Below are 13,213 nucleotides of genomic sequence, written 5' to 3'. Positions count from 1 at the left end.
GGTCAAGCCGCCTTCGAAAGCGCGTAGTCACCCAGCGGCGTGCCAGCGAGCATTCCCAGGGCGATCTTGTAGGTCTCGAGCACCGCTTCCATTTCCGCGCGGTCATGAGGTTCCATCTTCCGGAGCTTCACGACCTGGCGCATGATCTTGACGTCGTAACCCTGCGCCTTCGCCTCGGCGTAGGTGTCGCGGATGTCGTCGGCGACGCCCTTCTTTTCCTCTTCCAAGCGCTCAATGCGCTCGATGAAAAGGCGCAATTGCTGGTCGGCCGTCACGGTGGAATCGCTCATCGTCTGGTTCCTCGAATTATGCCCGATCAGCTCAAACGCCTCGGGCGGTGGTGGATTTCGCGCGTCCTCGGCATCGGTCAGCCGGGCCTCACCGAGCGTCAGGCCGGATATCTCGCAGGCGCGTTCAAGCGTCTCGCCATCTCGGCGTGCGCGGCGGTAGAGGCGGAGATTGAGGGAGCCGCCGGTCATGTCAGGCGACCTCGATGAACAGGTCAGTCTGCAAGCGTGCCTGCTCGAGCCGCTTGACAGCGCGCTCGAAATATTCCGGGTTCTGCTCAATGCCGATAAACCGGCGACCAAGCTGAACAGCGGCAACGCCAGTCGAACCAGTGCCCATGAACGGGTCTAGGATAGTCTGGCCCTCGTTCGTGAAGTCGACGATTATCTCGGCCATCAAGCGACGCGGCTTTTCGGTGGGGTGCAGCCCGTCGCGCTCAGAGCCATTGACGCAATGCGTGTAGACCCCGCGCTTGCCGCCAGCATTCCAGCGCGCAAAGCCCTTGCCAGCCCAGCCACAGACAAACATCTCGGCCCCTTGTGCAGGCCCTTGGCCATTCATCTGCGGCGTGCTGTCCGGCTTTATCCAGACGCAGGCGCGCTTGTATTTGATCGGGCTGGGATTGATGGCATCGGCCCACCGGGCAACACCCTCAGCCGTGCAGAATGCTATGAACCAGCCGTCGCAATTACCCGATGCCAGCGACACTACATCGGCACGGATTTCGTCGATCGGGGCGAAGTCCAGCGGCTTCCAATGATGGGAGCCATCAGGCCGAACCAGCCCCTTCATGCCCGATTTGCTGTCGTGCATTATCTTCTCGTATGGCGGGTCGGTAATCCAGTGATCGAGCCGGCCAAGCGTCGGCACGATCTGCAGGCTGTCGCCGCAGTAGAGCGTTGCGCTGCCGATGTTGACGCAAGCATTCATCGCGACAACACCCTCACAGCCTTATCCAGCCCACGATTGCGCGCCATTTCCAGCGCCCGCGCCCGCACAGCCTGTCGATAGGTCAGCTGCCGTGCCTCGCGCTCAGCGGCGGCGAGCTGCGACAGCGTGCGTCCGGCGTCGGCGGGGTTGGGCTTGCGGCGGAAGGGGTTCCAGCGGATCATGCTGCGGGCTCCAACAATGCGGCGTGTGCCGTTAAAGCAAGAGCGGTCATCGCCTGCGCTGGCCAAGACGGTTTGGGCAGATCGAGGTGCAGGCCTTCGTCGAAGCGGACCAGGGTTTGCTTGTCGCAGTGCGCAACATCAGGCCCCATGGATGCGTCTGCCGATACGCTGCAGTCACCAGACGACCACCACCAGCCCTTGGGGACCAACGAGATCGATGCCTCAAAATCAGAGGTATACGGTTGCGAGAGCCACGGCATGTCGGGGAATAGCGCTCGGCAAATCTCTTGCTCGATCGCAAAGTTGGGAGCTGTGAGAGCCTTTACGCGCTCCGCGAGCGCTACCAGTTCCTTTCTCGACGCGCTCACGACCGCCCAACCTTCACAGCCAGGTTGCCGATCCGCCGCGCGCGTTCAGCCAGCGCCGCCTTGTCCTTGTGGCAGATCGTGCCATCGGCCATCCGCTCGATATGGTCGGCGGCATAGCCCGAGGTCTCGACCAGCAGTTCGTGCAGCAGGCCGTCACCGCTGCCGTCATCGACGATCTGCTTGCCAGCCGGCTCAAGGCACAGGCTGGTCAGGTGATCGGGAATGATGCGGCAGACGGCCACGAAATCACCCAGCGCCATCTGGGCCGGTGCAAGACTGCGTTTCCAGCTTTGCACGGTCGAAAGGGGGATGCCGGTTTCAGCAGCGATGCGCTTGGCGGTCAGGCCGTAATCGCGCTCGGCGAGGCGCAGCATGGCCTCCTGCTGGGCCAGAACGTCGTGTTTTGTTCCGTCTCGGTCAGCCATGATCGTATCGACTTTCCTTGCTAATTCAGGGGTCATGAAACCTGCGATTTCATCAATCCGTGCTTGCGATGCTTCCAGGCGCTCTGCGGACCCCGGATCCCCCGCACGCCTTTTGAACCGAAGCAGCATCGCCTTCGCAGCCGCGCACGGTGTCGGCTGTCAGGGAGTAGCGGGGGCCGGTGTTCTGTGTGGCGGGATAGGCGCTGAAGGGGGCCACCTCTCCCGCCGTGCCCAAGGCGCGACCCGAGGGCAAAGGAAGTTCGGAAACGGGAATGAAGCGCAGGGGCTCGACAACCATGCCCGGCCCGCCGTCGATCAGGGTGACCAAGCATGGCGCGGGGTGGCCGTAGACCTTCATGCGCAGCCCTCCGCTGGCGGGATTGCCGCCCCGCCAGCATCGGCTACAATCGTGTTAGGACTCACGATCGAAAGGACAGGCCAGCCATGGCCACTACAATCAACGGCCACATTCCCGTCACGGGCGATTGCGGCCACAAGTTCGATGTACCGCTGGCTGGGCTTGAGAGCGCATTCCAATGCCCCGTCTGCGGTGCGGAGGACAGGTTCAGCGAAGAGCAGGTCAACAGCATCCTCGCGCAGGTCCGCGCCAAGGTCGCTGCCGAGGCCCGCAAAGAAGTCGTCAAATCCCTGCGGGGCAGTGCCCGACGCTTCAATCGCCGCAAGCGCTGACTGGATCGATTCCACCGCGTTGTCGGCAATGCAGGTGAGGGTCAGGGTGACCGGGCCGATCTGCGCCATGTCAGCGGCCTCCCGTGGTGCGCGGCGCGCTCATGCGGCGGCGTCCTGCTGGGCGGGGCGCGACATTTCCCTCTTGCGAGATGCGTCCCGAGGCGCGCCGAAAATCAAATCGTGCGCCGTGACCTTGCCGTCAGTCGCATCAACTATCGCCTTGATGGCGCTATGCGACGCCTGCTGTTCACCGAAGAGAATACGCCCGATCGATGCGGCACTAAGCCCGGTCTTTCTGGCAAGCTCTGCTGGCGTCATCGCGCCGCTGTCGAAATAGGTGTCTAGGGTCATGCCGCATACTTACACCCCATGTAAGTTAACGGTCAAGCCCGAATTACACCGGGCGGCATTATCTGCTTACACCGGGCGTAGTATGATCGCGGCCATGGCTGAGCGACGCATCTATCTCAAGGAATGGCGAAAATTCGCCGGAAAAACTCAGGCGCAAGTTGTCAGCGCGATGCAGGGTTTCGACGATCCGAACCTGCCCACGACCGAGGCCAGCCTGTCACGGCTCGAAAATGGCAAGCAGCAGTATAGCGAGCGGGTGTTGCTGGCACTCGCCGATGTGTACGGTTGTCAGCCATGGGAGTTGATCGGCCGCAACCCGCTGAAGGAGGGCAAGGTCATCGACATGATGATCCACCTGAATGCGCGTGAGCAGGAGCGTGTTATGGCGTATATAGAAGGCTTGAAGGCTGCCAATAGCGGGGATTGATCGCGTGAAAATGAGGCTTGCACTGGGGCTCGCGGCGCTGGCATTGATCGCCACGCCCGCTGTTGCCGGGAAAAAGCAAGCCCAGGCCGATGCCGACTGGTGGGCTCGCCTGTCCTCGAGTAAGCCCGATGATATCTCGGATCTGATCGGCGTCGTAGATGATCCCATGGAAACCTTTGTTCGCGTCGATAGCAGGGCGGTCTATCAGGCGCAGAATATGGAGGGCGGTGTCAGCAAAGCCGACTCCTATCTCATAGCCGAGATCGATCGCAAAACCGGGCAGGCGACCTATACCTATGTCTTTCACGCGGTTTACAGCGCGCGTTCTGGCTTTCGATTGGTCCGTATGAATGCCGAGGGGCCGGAAGGCGCGGTCCCGCTGGATATGGTGAACCTGCCAGGCGATGTGGACGGCTGCCAGCGCTACGGGTGCCTATTCGCCATGGAGGCACATGCGATCGTGCCGCGCGCGGTGCTCGACTATGCCGCAGCGAAGCCCGCTGACAGCCCTTGGAAGATGCGCCTTGCATTTGACGGCGGCCATGGCGATCGCGAAACCGCGCCGGTAGAGGTTGCCGCGTTCCTCGCCAAGGTCGATGCCGTCACCGCCCAGCTCGCGCGCTAGGCAAAAACCAGTTTCCTACATCGCCAGCACATGCCACCGTGTAAGCGGGCGATTCGTCGCGACCATGGCGGCGATAAAAAAGTTACGCCCCATGCAATTTAGGCTTGCAGGGAACTTACACGGGGTGTAATTATGTCTCCACACCACGGAGACAGTCCATGCAGCACAATCCCAAGCACTGGCACACCGCCCCCGCCGCGCAGGCGCTGATCGGCCTGATCGCCGCATCTGGCATTGAGCCGACGAACCGCCCGTTCCGCAACGCCCTGTCGGCGGATTACGCGCCGCACTACATCGACAACCTGGTCTATGATTGCTTCGAGTTCGAGCAGCTTGCCGGACTGCAGCAGCAGGCGCTGACCGATGCGCTGAATGCTCGCCATGCGACGCCGGAAGGCGGGAAGCCGGGCAGCGCGACCTATGACGACTTCGGGTATCTGGTGAGCCAGAACCTTGGCGAGCTGGTCGCAGCCGAGATTGCCGCTCGTCGGCAGGTGGTGGCAGCATGAGCGCGCCCCTGACGATCGAAGACGCCCTGCTGAAAATTGCGACGGACAATGACCTGACCACCGTTACGATCTGCGTCACTCCGCAGTTCACTCCCGGTCCCTACGCTTTTCACGCGCGCGGTCATTATGACGGCCCGGCAAAGTCTGGCATCGGGTGCAGCGGGGGATATGGCGCGACTGTTGCCGACGCTTTGCAGGCCATGCTCATCGAAGCGCGCGCCAATCGGGTGCCCGATGTTGCCTGTTTGCCTGCGCTGGAATTGCAGGTGACAGCATGAGCGCCCGCCTGCATCGCGAAGCCGCCTGCATTCGCAGCGTCGAGACGGACGGCATCAGCTACGTCCCGCACGGCAGCGACGTGTCGTTCGACTGTCCGACGCTCGCCCGCTGGTGCGCTGACCCGGCCTATCGCGCCGAGGTTGCCGCCACCGAACAGCACCAGCGCGACCTGCACAACACCATTATCGACTGCGCCATGATCCAGGCTGGCACTCGCTGGCCTGCGCATTGGAGCGACGAGGAGAAGGCCGACGCGACTGCGCGGCTGTTGAACAAGAAGGAGATTACGGCATGACCCTTGAAGAGCAGCTTGTCGCACTCATGGAAGCGCACAACCTCACCAGCATCAGCGTCGGCCTGATCCGCAGCAGCGATCCCGATCTTGGCATTTTCCCGAACGTATATGCGCAGGCAGATGGCCTGTGCGGAACATGCGGCCATCCCGGCGACGGTCTGGTTTCGGCTGTGCAGATGGCCTTGAGCGATCTTGCCGCACGGCGCGCGGGCCCGCCTGTTGTCGAGCTTCCGGCCATGGAAGGTGTCAGCGCATGACCAGCGACGACGTAACCGCGCTGCGCATGTGGGCGGCCATGTTTGCGCTCAGCTTCATTGGCTGGGCTGCTGTCATCGCATGGTGGCTCGCATGACCCCGCACGCAACCCGCATCCTCACGCTCGCATGGCGCACCCAGCGCCCGCTGGTCGGGTGGCTGGTCGCAGGATGGACCGTTTTTACCGCCGCCGTTGTGGTGATTGGAGGATAATCGAATGTCTGCTGTCTACAAAGCAATCGCTGCCGTGCAAGGCGAGCTGGCCAAGGTTGGCATTTCCAAGAACGGGCAAAACACCCAGCAAAACTATAGGTTTCGCGGCATCGATCAGGTCTATGGCGCGCTTTCGCCATTGCTTGCCAAGCATGGCCTGTGCGTCCTGCCCCGCATCATTGAACGCGAGATGCACGAGCGCGTCACCGTCAAAGAATGGAACGGGCAGAAAAAGGAAAGCGTCCTTTTCTATGTGACCGTGACAGCCGAATTTGACTTCGTGTCGGTCGAGGATGGCAGCACTCACACCGTCCGCACCTATGGCGAGGCGATGGACAGCGGCGACAAGGCCACCAACAAGGCCATGAGCGCGGCTTACAAATACGCGGCATTCATGGCGTTCGCGATCCCCACCGAGGGCGACAATGACGCGGATGCGACGACGCATGACGTTGCGCCGCGTCAGGCAAAGCAAGAGCCGCAGCGCAAGGCCAAGCCGACCGCCGGAATCACCGAACAGCAGCTCGACGAAATGAAGGCGCTGATCCCCAACCAGACGGCCCTTACCACGCAGATCATCGTCGAGGGATGGAACGTCAGCGCGCTCACCGAACTGACCGCAGAGCAAGCCGCCAAGACCATCAACCGGCTCAAGGCAGAATGCCGGAAGGCCGCGCCGCAGCGGGATGAAATCCTGGCTGACGAAATTCCTTACTGAGAGGGAAAAAGTCATGATGTATCTATCTAGCAAAGGCCCGGTCGCAATCGACACGATGCCGTTCCGTTATGCCAAAAACGCTCTGGAAAAGTTGCGGCGGGAGGCTCCCGAGCGCATTGAAGAAATTGCCGCGCTCGAAAAACATGTCGCCGCGCTGGATGCCAACAAGGACGAGAACCCGCGCGTTGCCCCCGGCGACAATAACCCGCCCGAGGAAGCGCCGGCCAAATCAGATGGCCGAGCGGCTGTCGATATTCACGTCGCCGATCTTCTGGTCGAGGCGAAGAATTGGGCTGATGGAACCCCGATCGCCAATCAGCAGCAGGCCGATGAAGTGGCGAAGCTGCATCGCATGCTTGAGCAAGCCAAGAACCTCGTCGAAGAAACCGCAGACGCCGAAAAAAAGCCGTTAAACGAAGCGCTCAAGAACATTTCTGATTGGCAGAACGGCTACACCGCTAAGGGCAAGAAGACGATTCCTGACGGGTTGCTGACAAATGCGCACCGGGCAACTGGCTTGCTCACGGCCAGATGGCTGCAAAAGCTGGAAGACGACCGGAAGGCGCGCGAAAAAGAAGCCGCAGATCGTGCGGCTGAAGCAGCCAAGGTGGCGATCGCCGAACATCAGCAGGCCAAGGACAGCACAGACCTTGAGGTCATTGACCGCGCCGAGGACTCTCTCGCCATTGCAAAGTCGCTTTTGCAGCAGGCCGAGGGTGTGTCGAGAGAACGGGTGCGCGTTGGCGGCGCTGGCTTTCGCGCGGTTTCGCTGCGGACTGTCTACCACGCCGAGAGCACTGGCGAGCCGGGGTGCTGGGCCCAAGCTTATGGTCATTACAAGCAGATCCCCGAGTTCATGGATGAGTTTCGCGCACTGATCCAGCGCTGGGCGGATCGTGACGCTCGCATTGAGGCGCACCGGGTGCGCGGCGTGCCTGGCTTCAATTTCCGCGAAGAAAAGGTAGTTTGAATATGTCCGACCTCAACCAACTTACCTTCACCGGGCGCTTGGGCGCTGACGTTGAAGTGCGCAGCTTCCAGAACGGGGGCAGGGTGGCCAACTTCCGCCTTGCCGTTGGCGAGCAGTGGAAGACCAAGGAAGGCGAAAAGCGCGAGCGCACCGAATGGGTATCCGTCGCGGTGTTCAGCGATGGCCTGGTCGGCATCTGCGAGCGGTTCTTGCGCAAGGGCAGCCGCGTGCTGGTGCAGGGCAAGCAGCAGACCCGCGAATGGACCGATCAGCAGGGCAATAAGCGCTACTCGACCGAATGCGTCCTGCAAGGCTTCGACGCCAAGATCGTGCTGCTCGACGGCAAGCCGCAGGGCGGTGCGCCGGGCAGCGCATCGCGCGACGATGACCTGAACGACGATTGGCCGTCTGATGACGGTTCGGACGTGCCCTTCTGATGTTGCCGCCCCGCATCTCCCGCAAGAGCGACAAGGCCGAGAAGCCCCGGCGCTGCCCTGCGCACCGCGCTTGGGTCCGTGGCCACGCCTGCTGCGCCTGCGGATCGCAGACCGCTATCGAATGCGCGCATGTCCGCACGGGCACTGATGGCGGGACGGGCATCAAGCCATCCGACCGCTGGACCATATCGCTCTGCAAGGAATGCCATGCTCGCCAGCATCAGCAGGGCGAACAGACATTTGAGCGGGAAACCGGCCTGGACATGAAGGCGATGGCGGAATCGTTCTACCGCGCCAGCCCGCACCGCCACAAGATGGAGAGGGAACATGCCTGAAAGCGCCCCCCTGCTGTGCACCAAGAGGCTTGGCGGCCTGTTCCCAGCGAACCCTGCCACGGAAAAGGCTCTGGCTGCTCTGGATCACAATGGCCCGGTGCGGATCGAGATCAAGCGGACGCGCGGCAACATGAAGCGGATGGCGCTTTATTGGGTCGTGCTGGGCAAAGTCGCGCCGATCCTGTCCGACATGTGTCAGGGCGATGCGATCGACGAAAATATGCTGCACCGCATCCTGAAGGACCGGCGCGGGCTGTTCACTGAAACCGTGCTGCCGTCTGGCGAGGTCATCAAGAACTACGACAGCGTGTCGTTCCACAAGATGACCGAGAACGAGCGCGCTGCCTACATCGACTGGGCATTCGAGACGCTGGCCAAGTGGCTCAATGTGCCGGTCACGACACTGACGGAATTTTAGCCTTCCACCCCGGAACCGGGCGGCGCGGTAACCAGAATGCCGCCCGGTCACTTTTTCGAGGAGATGATTGATGTTCGGATTTGTCACCAAGGCCAAGCACGAGGCGGCGCTGGCGAAATGGCACGAGAGCAGCGAGCGCACCAACGCGCTGATGAAGGAGGCGGCGGACAAGATCGCTGAACTCCGCGCCGAGATCGACCACCTGCGCCCGCTGGCGAACAAGTGGACGGCCGACATCGCCCAGGCGAGCAAGAACCTCAAGCAGAACAAGGGGAAGGGGAAGTGACCCAGGCCCTGCTTCACCCCGTCAACCAGCCGATCTGCGAGGTCGATGTCTATCTCTCTGAGGAAGGATCGACGTTCTACAGGGTCGGGCGCAATGGCGTCACCCGCATTGAGGCCTGCGCTAAGCCGGGCGTCTACTGCGACATTCCCTACGTCCGCGTCTGGAAGGGCGAGGTCTGCGAGGCCGAGTTCTGCCAGCACAACATCGCGGGCGTCTATTTCGGAGATCCGGAATGACCCCCGCCGACCGCACCCGCCGCATCCTGCGCGAACACCTCGGCGTCGATGCCGAGCAGCTGACCGATGATGCGCACCTGGCCGATGACCTCGGCGCTGACAGTCTCGATCCGGTCGAACTGGCGCTGGCCGTCGAGGACGAGTTCTCGATCACGGTGACCGACGACGAAACCGCCGCCTGCACCACGGTCGGCGACTGGATCAAGCTGGTCGAGGGGAGGGTGGGATGACGAGCGAGCAAATCGAATTAGCCCGCCATGCTCTGGGCTTGGACGGCCAGCGCAAGCGGTCATACCGCAATCGCTACGTCACCGGCCCTGGTGGCAGCGATCATCCGGCTTGGCTGGCGATGGTGGAAGCTGGGGACGCCAAGAAGCGCGACGGCAGCACGTTGCCATTTGGCGGGGACGATATCTTCTGGCTGACCCGCCAAGGCGCGGAAAAGGCTCTGCGCAAGGGTGAGAAGCTTTGCCCCGAGGATTTCCCATCATGACCGCCCCCGCCCTTAGTGAGCCGCTGAAAGCCTCTAGTAGCCACGCCTTCGCGCGCCAGGTCTCAAACCGGGGCTTCCAACCGCTCTACCACGCTGGCGAGCCGAACCGCTGCCCCGGGTGCGGCGGCCAGCACTGGCATGTCGGGCGGATGTCGGCCGAGTGCGCCACCTGTGCCACCGCGATCCCGCTCGCCGATGTCGCCGCGCAGCCGATGGAGCCGCTGTTCACTGTCACCCGCAGCGCGACGGCGGGGAAGTTTCCGAGGATGCAGAACGATGGTTGAGATGAAAGCCTACGCCGTTCTTGAAGGATTTGAGAACACGGGCAGCATTATTTTTGCCCGCCACGCCGTCACCGCCCGCAGGATGGGCGCGGACCGCTACGCCGATGGCGATTTCAGCCTCGTCTCATGCTGCCGAGCCAAATGGGCTGATCAGTATGCAGAAACCGGGATTGTTCCGGCATCCGACATGGTTTGGAATGGATGGAACTTTGAGTGCCACTATTGCGGCGCGCGGATTTGCGCCGACTATCGCGCATTCAAAAGCTGGACCCCCGACTATGTGATTGGATATGGCGAGGGGGCCGTTTTCTGCCACAAGGGATGCCAGACCGCGCACGAACACGAAGCCGCTTTTGATGAACGCCTGAAGGTGCGGACTGTCGCGCACTATGCGCAGCGGCTCGCTAATCGCTTTCCCGGCATCACGCCCAAGCCGATCGGTTCGGGTTTCCACGGCTCGCATGTCTACATCGACGGCGGGCGCATCAAGCAAGTGATCATTGAGTTTGACTGGCCCGGTCAAAAGATAGGCCCCGCTGCGTTTCGATGGGACCGCAATGTCAGCGGCACACATGGTGTCACCTGCTGCTTTGGCGACAAAGAGGCTTTTGAGGCTTTCGCTGCCGCTTCGAAGGAACCCGCCCATGCCTGACACCCCCGAAATCGAATGCCCGGCCTGCAATGGCTGCGGCGAAGTTCAGACGACGATCCCGAGCGCGTCGCGTGCACGCATGGTCGGCCACGATGATCTCGACCCGAGCGACTTTACGGCCCCGTGCGGGGAGTGCGAAGGCGCTGGCTGGCGTCCGATGACCGACGAGGAGCGCGACAACGCTGCGGCGGATGCGTTCAGCGATATTTGCGAGGGCGAGCCGCTGATCACGATGGACGAGCGCCACGCGATGGCCTGGCGCGAAAAGCAGGGGTTGCGGTGATGGTTGACCAGACCGATTACGCGATCAACGCCGACGATGCCGAGTGGCTTGCGGGTGCAACGATGCTGCCTTCCGACATGCGAAGGGAGGTCATGTCTGCGATGATGGAGCACATTGGACCTGACCGCATGGCCGCCCTGTTTTCCGAGTTCATCGGACTTGCCAATTCGGTCTGCGCGAATGCTGCCGAGATGGTGAGCATGCAGCGCATCATCGACGGGCACGAACACCCTGACCGGGAAAGCGATCGGGTCAACCTGCCGACGCCTTTTGGCGCGCTGCAAGGCGTCATTTTGGCCAGCAAGGTCGATGCGCCCGAAGCCTGCGGCGGCTGTGCTTTCCGCTTGGGCACCATCGCCAATCAGTCACCGATCACGACTGCCGATGCCGACTTTTGCAGCGACCCGCTGTCACCGCCGTTCATGTGCCACGAGCATCTGGACGATCAGGGCAACCCGACGAGGGGATGCGCGGGCTTTGCGAAACTACGCGCCGCACGAAAGGCCGAAGTCCATGCCTGACACCCCGCCAGCCACCCGCGCGGCAGAGGCGCAGATCACGTTCGAGCGTATCGAGCTTGCCGCAGGCCCCCGCATTCTGCCGCCATGGGCGCGCGATCTGCACGTCGAGTTCATGCACGGATGGGGCAACCGTCCGCGCTACAAGGTGCGCTGCCGAACCGATCCCTTGGAGTTCACCCGCGACGGATCGCCGGTCTGGACATGGCAGAAGCACAAGGCCGATTCCCGGTGTTGGAAAGCAGAGCGCGATGGCGTTGCTGCCGTCCACTATCACGGCGGGCGCATTTCGATGCAGACGTTCGATAAGCACGTTCGCTGGATCGAAAAGCCGTCAAAGGAGAACAATTGGAACGGCGAGGAGGAACGCAGCGAGTATCGGATGCTGGCCACGTCTCACAGCGAGGGTTACGGCGGGCGGCACTTCGATATCACGATGGCCGAATGCGAGCTGCCAGTCTTTGCCGATGGCGTCACCACGCTGACCAAGGTTGAGGCTGGCACGCCGCTGCGGCTGCGCGGCCCCTGGCACGGCGGCGCACCGGATGGCTACCTAGAAATCAGCTACGATATCGACGAGAAAATCGACGAGTCTATGGGCTGGCGAGCGCATCGGCGTCCACCATGGTATCGGCGTGGCGGCTATTTCGGCCTCTACATCAAGTCCGAGGTCTTTCTCGACATAGCCGCGACCTTCCAGCCTCATCTCGAATGGGCATGGGTCACCGATCGCGTTGGCCGTCAACTTGAGCCGCTGATCCCGCAGACCGGCCTGCCCAAGGGGCTTCATGTCGATCCGGCTGACTGCCCCGGCCATGACTATACGCGCAGCGGCAGCTCGACGAAGGACAATCCCTTTGATCAGTGCAAGTTCTGTGGCGAGCGACGCGATCCGAACTGGGCTTCGCCCTACGGAAAGGCCGCAGCATGACCACCACCCCCACCCGCGCGCAGATCGAGCGCGAGATAGCCGAGGGGCTGGACCGGCTTGCGGCGGAGAGGAACTTGAGCCTCAGAGACATACCCGAGGATAGCTATCTGTGGACGCAGAACCGGCACTTCGCCCGCGCTTTTCGCATGGCCGCCGATCATGTCCGGGCGGGGCTTTATTTGGAGGAGAAGGCGCGTGGCTAAAGACGGCTGCACCGGCAAGGTCCGGCACCCCGACAAGACCTCTGCGTGCATCGCTGCCCGGCGCATGAAAAGCGCCGCCATGGATGTCTATCAGTGCCGCAAATGCGCTGGCTGGCACATCGGCAACAGCCGCAAGCCCAACCGGGTGCAGAAGCGCATCGACCAGATTTTGCAGCGGACCGATCGGGACGCTGCCAGGCGCGCGGCGCGTTATCGTGCGGCGGCCTATGTGGAGGAGCGGAAGGGATGACGGCAGCGGCGCGCAACCAGCAGGCGGATATGCCGTTCAGCGTTCGCAGCCTAGCCGAACGATGGTCATGCTCGGAGGGCATGATCCGCAAGATGATCAAGGACGGAACCTTGCAATGCTTCACGATCGGGACGTTAATCCGCATCCCCGTCGCCGAAGTGGAGAGAATCGAATGCAATCCCAGCCAGAATACACCGTCCAAAGGTTCAGGGGAGGGTTCGCCCTCGTCTGGGCCAAAGACCGGTCCCGACCCATCGGAGCCCCCGGCAACCGGGGAAGGCGCACCCTCTACGCCGCCGATCGGGCGGGCGCGGAATCCGAGGCGCGTCGCATCTGGGCGGGAAGCGACAATTCACCGTGGA

The 13,213-nt window shown here is 62.3% G+C and carries 28 protein-coding genes; 22 read left to right on the top strand and 6 right to left on the bottom strand.

Annotated features, from left to right (window positions below; genetic code table 11):
* Positions 1-2: 2 nt before the first annotated feature.
* The 6 genes from C7451_RS09055 to C7451_RS09020 form a co-directional block, all read right to left on the bottom strand.
* Complete coding sequence (locus C7451_RS09055; protein ID WP_110298782.1) at positions 3-290, bottom strand: DUF2312 domain-containing protein; 288 nt, start codon at positions 288-290, stop codon at positions 3-5.
* Between the two features lie 190 nt (positions 291-480).
* A complete protein-coding gene (locus C7451_RS09050) occupies positions 481-1,218 on the bottom strand; it encodes a DNA-methyltransferase (RefSeq protein WP_110298641.1) in 738 nt (245 codons plus the stop codon).
* The gene (locus C7451_RS09045) at positions 1,215-1,400 is read right to left on the bottom strand and encodes a hypothetical protein (protein ID WP_110298640.1); all 186 of its coding nucleotides are present in this window, start codon (positions 1,398-1,400) and stop codon (positions 1,215-1,217) included. The genes C7451_RS09050 and C7451_RS09045 overlap by 4 nt, the downstream gene beginning before the upstream one ends.
* Positions 1,401-1,764: 364 nt before the next feature.
* Positions 1,765-2,193, bottom strand: coding sequence for a helix-turn-helix domain-containing protein (locus tag C7451_RS09035; RefSeq protein ID WP_146215325.1), 429 nt, complete (start codon positions 2,191-2,193; stop codon positions 1,765-1,767).
* 354 nt (positions 2,194-2,547) lie between these two features.
* On the bottom strand, positions 2,548-2,952 hold the full coding sequence (locus C7451_RS09025) for a hypothetical protein (protein WP_110298636.1): 405 nt from the start codon (positions 2,950-2,952) through the stop codon (positions 2,548-2,550).
* Positions 2,953-2,982: 30 nt separating this feature from the next.
* Positions 2,983-3,234: a helix-turn-helix domain-containing protein gene (locus C7451_RS09020; RefSeq protein WP_110298635.1), complete on the bottom strand. Its 252-nt coding sequence runs from the start codon at positions 3,232-3,234 to the stop codon at positions 2,983-2,985.
* Between the two features lie 94 nt (positions 3,235-3,328).
* Here C7451_RS09020 and C7451_RS09015 point away from each other — a divergent pair, with 94 nt between their 5' ends.
* The 22 genes from C7451_RS09015 to C7451_RS20100 all read left to right on the top strand — a co-directional run bounded on the left by C7451_RS09015 (position 3,329) and on the right by C7451_RS20100 (position 12,851).
* Positions 3,329-3,661, top strand: coding sequence for a helix-turn-helix domain-containing protein (locus C7451_RS09015; protein WP_167398490.1), 333 nt, complete (start codon positions 3,329-3,331; stop codon positions 3,659-3,661).
* A gap of 4 nt (positions 3,662-3,665) precedes the next feature.
* Positions 3,666-4,286 carry a hypothetical protein gene (locus tag C7451_RS09010; protein ID WP_146215324.1) on the top strand — a complete coding sequence of 207 codons (621 nt, stop codon included), beginning with the start codon at positions 3,666-3,668 and terminating at the stop codon, positions 4,284-4,286.
* Between the two features lie 158 nt (positions 4,287-4,444).
* Complete coding sequence (locus C7451_RS09005; protein WP_110298632.1) at positions 4,445-4,795, top strand: hypothetical protein; 351 nt, start codon at positions 4,445-4,447, stop codon at positions 4,793-4,795.
* On the top strand, positions 4,792-5,073 hold the full coding sequence (locus C7451_RS09000) for a hypothetical protein (RefSeq protein WP_110298631.1): 282 nt from the start codon (positions 4,792-4,794) through the stop codon (positions 5,071-5,073). Before C7451_RS09005 ends, C7451_RS09000 begins: the two co-directional genes overlap by 4 nt.
* Positions 5,070-5,369, top strand: a complete 300-nt coding sequence (locus C7451_RS08995; RefSeq protein ID WP_110298630.1) for a hypothetical protein — start codon at positions 5,070-5,072, stop codon at positions 5,367-5,369. The genes C7451_RS09000 and C7451_RS08995 overlap by 4 nt, the downstream gene beginning before the upstream one ends.
* The gene (locus C7451_RS08990; protein ID WP_110298629.1) at positions 5,366-5,626 is read left to right on the top strand and encodes a hypothetical protein; all 261 of its coding nucleotides are present in this window, start codon (positions 5,366-5,368) and stop codon (positions 5,624-5,626) included. The genes C7451_RS08995 and C7451_RS08990 overlap by 4 nt, the downstream gene beginning before the upstream one ends.
* Positions 5,627-5,841: 215 nt before the next feature.
* Entirely contained in the window at positions 5,842-6,555 is a 714-nt protein-coding gene (locus C7451_RS08985; RefSeq protein WP_110298628.1) for an ERF family protein, read from the top strand.
* A gap of 13 nt (positions 6,556-6,568) precedes the next feature.
* Positions 6,569-7,525: a hypothetical protein gene (locus C7451_RS08980; protein ID WP_146215323.1), complete on the top strand. Its 957-nt coding sequence runs from the start codon at positions 6,569-6,571 to the stop codon at positions 7,523-7,525.
* 2 nt (positions 7,526-7,527) lie between these two features.
* Positions 7,528-7,962 (top strand): single-stranded DNA-binding protein, encoded by a 435-nt coding sequence (locus C7451_RS08975; protein ID WP_110298626.1) that lies wholly within the window; start codon positions 7,528-7,530, stop codon positions 7,960-7,962.
* Positions 7,962-8,297, top strand: coding sequence for a DUF968 domain-containing protein (locus C7451_RS08970; protein ID WP_110298625.1), 336 nt, complete (start codon positions 7,962-7,964; stop codon positions 8,295-8,297). Before C7451_RS08975 ends, C7451_RS08970 begins: the two co-directional genes overlap by 1 nt.
* Positions 8,290-8,715, top strand: coding sequence for a hypothetical protein (locus C7451_RS08965; protein ID WP_110298624.1), 426 nt, complete (start codon positions 8,290-8,292; stop codon positions 8,713-8,715). The genes C7451_RS08970 and C7451_RS08965 overlap by 8 nt, the downstream gene beginning before the upstream one ends.
* Before the next feature lie 70 nt (positions 8,716-8,785).
* Positions 8,786-9,001, top strand: coding sequence for a hypothetical protein (locus tag C7451_RS08960; RefSeq protein ID WP_110298623.1), 216 nt, complete (start codon positions 8,786-8,788; stop codon positions 8,999-9,001).
* Complete coding sequence (locus C7451_RS08955) at positions 8,998-9,237, top strand: hypothetical protein (protein ID WP_110298622.1); 240 nt, start codon at positions 8,998-9,000, stop codon at positions 9,235-9,237. The genes C7451_RS08960 and C7451_RS08955 overlap by 4 nt, the downstream gene beginning before the upstream one ends.
* On the top strand, positions 9,234-9,467 hold the full coding sequence (locus tag C7451_RS08950) for an acyl carrier protein (RefSeq protein WP_110298621.1): 234 nt from the start codon (positions 9,234-9,236) through the stop codon (positions 9,465-9,467). The genes C7451_RS08955 and C7451_RS08950 overlap by 4 nt, the downstream gene beginning before the upstream one ends.
* Positions 9,464-9,730 carry a hypothetical protein gene (locus C7451_RS08945; RefSeq protein ID WP_110298620.1) on the top strand — a complete coding sequence of 89 codons (267 nt, stop codon included), beginning with the start codon at positions 9,464-9,466 and terminating at the stop codon, positions 9,728-9,730. Before C7451_RS08950 ends, C7451_RS08945 begins: the two co-directional genes overlap by 4 nt.
* On the top strand, positions 9,727-10,014 hold the full coding sequence (locus C7451_RS08940; protein ID WP_110298619.1) for a hypothetical protein: 288 nt from the start codon (positions 9,727-9,729) through the stop codon (positions 10,012-10,014). The genes C7451_RS08945 and C7451_RS08940 overlap by 4 nt, the downstream gene beginning before the upstream one ends.
* Complete coding sequence (locus C7451_RS08935) at positions 10,007-10,666, top strand: hypothetical protein (protein ID WP_146215322.1); 660 nt, start codon at positions 10,007-10,009, stop codon at positions 10,664-10,666. Before C7451_RS08940 ends, C7451_RS08935 begins: the two co-directional genes overlap by 8 nt.
* The gene (locus tag C7451_RS08930; protein WP_110298617.1) at positions 10,659-10,949 is read left to right on the top strand and encodes a hypothetical protein; all 291 of its coding nucleotides are present in this window, start codon (positions 10,659-10,661) and stop codon (positions 10,947-10,949) included. Before C7451_RS08935 ends, C7451_RS08930 begins: the two co-directional genes overlap by 8 nt.
* The gene (locus C7451_RS08925) at positions 10,949-11,470 is read left to right on the top strand and encodes a hypothetical protein (protein WP_110298616.1); all 522 of its coding nucleotides are present in this window, start codon (positions 10,949-10,951) and stop codon (positions 11,468-11,470) included. The genes C7451_RS08930 and C7451_RS08925 overlap by 1 nt, the downstream gene beginning before the upstream one ends.
* Positions 11,463-12,398, top strand: a complete 936-nt coding sequence (locus C7451_RS08920; protein WP_110298615.1) for a hypothetical protein — start codon at positions 11,463-11,465, stop codon at positions 12,396-12,398. The genes C7451_RS08925 and C7451_RS08920 overlap by 8 nt, the downstream gene beginning before the upstream one ends.
* Positions 12,395-12,601: a hypothetical protein gene (locus C7451_RS19755; RefSeq protein WP_146215321.1), complete on the top strand. Its 207-nt coding sequence runs from the start codon at positions 12,395-12,397 to the stop codon at positions 12,599-12,601. Before C7451_RS08920 ends, C7451_RS19755 begins: the two co-directional genes overlap by 4 nt.
* Entirely contained in the window at positions 12,594-12,851 is a 258-nt protein-coding gene (locus tag C7451_RS20100; protein WP_208625172.1) for a hypothetical protein, read from the top strand. The genes C7451_RS19755 and C7451_RS20100 overlap by 8 nt, the downstream gene beginning before the upstream one ends.
* Positions 12,852-13,213: the final 362 nt, after the last annotated feature.

The sequence above is a fragment of the Blastomonas natatoria genome (assembly GCF_003201955.1).
GTDB classification, from domain to species: Bacteria; Pseudomonadota; Alphaproteobacteria; order Sphingomonadales; family Sphingomonadaceae; genus Blastomonas; species Blastomonas natatoria.
The sequence above is the reverse complement of the archived record's forward strand: the minus strand, read 5'-3'. Positions and strand labels throughout refer to the sequence as shown.

What these genes read in the sequence shown, in the direction of transcription:
- C7451_RS09055 (WP_110298782.1), bottom strand. Translation starts at nt 290, where the DNA reads ATGAGCGATTCCACCGTGACGGCCGACCAGCAATTGCGCCTTTTCATC.
- C7451_RS09050 (WP_110298641.1), bottom strand. Translation starts at nt 1,218, where the DNA reads ATGAATGCTTGCGTCAACATCGGCAGCGCAACGCTCTACTGCGGCGAC.
- C7451_RS09045 (WP_110298640.1), bottom strand. Translation starts at nt 1,400, where the DNA reads ATGATCCGCTGGAACCCCTTCCGCCGCAAGCCCAACCCCGCCGACGCC.
- C7451_RS09035 (WP_146215325.1), bottom strand. Translation starts at nt 2,193, where the DNA reads ATGGCTGACCGAGACGGAACAAAACACGACGTTCTGGCCCAGCAGGAG.
- C7451_RS09025 (WP_110298636.1), bottom strand. Translation starts at nt 2,952, where the DNA reads ATGGCGCAGATCGGCCCGGTCACCCTGACCCTCACCTGCATTGCCGAC.
- C7451_RS09020 (WP_110298635.1), bottom strand. Translation starts at nt 3,234, where the DNA reads ATGACCCTAGACACCTATTTCGACAGCGGCGCGATGACGCCAGCAGAG.
- C7451_RS09015 (WP_167398490.1), top strand. Translation starts at nt 3,329, where the DNA reads ATGGCTGAGCGACGCATCTATCTCAAGGAATGGCGAAAATTCGCCGGA.
- C7451_RS09005 (WP_110298632.1), top strand. Translation starts at nt 4,445, where the DNA reads ATGCAGCACAATCCCAAGCACTGGCACACCGCCCCCGCCGCGCAGGCG.
- C7451_RS09000 (WP_110298631.1), top strand. Translation starts at nt 4,792, where the DNA reads ATGAGCGCGCCCCTGACGATCGAAGACGCCCTGCTGAAAATTGCGACG.
- C7451_RS08995 (WP_110298630.1), top strand. Translation starts at nt 5,070, where the DNA reads ATGAGCGCCCGCCTGCATCGCGAAGCCGCCTGCATTCGCAGCGTCGAG.
- C7451_RS08990 (WP_110298629.1), top strand. Translation starts at nt 5,366, where the DNA reads ATGACCCTTGAAGAGCAGCTTGTCGCACTCATGGAAGCGCACAACCTC.
- C7451_RS08985 (WP_110298628.1), top strand. Translation starts at nt 5,842, where the DNA reads ATGTCTGCTGTCTACAAAGCAATCGCTGCCGTGCAAGGCGAGCTGGCC.
- C7451_RS08980 (WP_146215323.1), top strand. Translation starts at nt 6,569, where the DNA reads ATGATGTATCTATCTAGCAAAGGCCCGGTCGCAATCGACACGATGCCG.
- C7451_RS08975 (WP_110298626.1), top strand. Translation starts at nt 7,528, where the DNA reads ATGTCCGACCTCAACCAACTTACCTTCACCGGGCGCTTGGGCGCTGAC.
- C7451_RS08970 (WP_110298625.1), top strand. Translation starts at nt 7,962, where the DNA reads ATGTTGCCGCCCCGCATCTCCCGCAAGAGCGACAAGGCCGAGAAGCCC.
- C7451_RS08965 (WP_110298624.1), top strand. Translation starts at nt 8,290, where the DNA reads ATGCCTGAAAGCGCCCCCCTGCTGTGCACCAAGAGGCTTGGCGGCCTG.
- C7451_RS08960 (WP_110298623.1), top strand. Translation starts at nt 8,786, where the DNA reads ATGTTCGGATTTGTCACCAAGGCCAAGCACGAGGCGGCGCTGGCGAAA.
- C7451_RS08950 (WP_110298621.1), top strand. Translation starts at nt 9,234, where the DNA reads ATGACCCCCGCCGACCGCACCCGCCGCATCCTGCGCGAACACCTCGGC.
- C7451_RS08945 (WP_110298620.1), top strand. Translation starts at nt 9,464, where the DNA reads ATGACGAGCGAGCAAATCGAATTAGCCCGCCATGCTCTGGGCTTGGAC.
- C7451_RS08940 (WP_110298619.1), top strand. Translation starts at nt 9,727, where the DNA reads ATGACCGCCCCCGCCCTTAGTGAGCCGCTGAAAGCCTCTAGTAGCCAC.
- C7451_RS08935 (WP_146215322.1), top strand. Translation starts at nt 10,007, where the DNA reads ATGGTTGAGATGAAAGCCTACGCCGTTCTTGAAGGATTTGAGAACACG.
- C7451_RS08930 (WP_110298617.1), top strand. Translation starts at nt 10,659, where the DNA reads ATGCCTGACACCCCCGAAATCGAATGCCCGGCCTGCAATGGCTGCGGC.
- C7451_RS08925 (WP_110298616.1), top strand. Translation starts at nt 10,949, where the DNA reads ATGGTTGACCAGACCGATTACGCGATCAACGCCGACGATGCCGAGTGG.
- C7451_RS08920 (WP_110298615.1), top strand. Translation starts at nt 11,463, where the DNA reads ATGCCTGACACCCCGCCAGCCACCCGCGCGGCAGAGGCGCAGATCACG.
- C7451_RS19755 (WP_146215321.1), top strand. Translation starts at nt 12,395, where the DNA reads ATGACCACCACCCCCACCCGCGCGCAGATCGAGCGCGAGATAGCCGAG.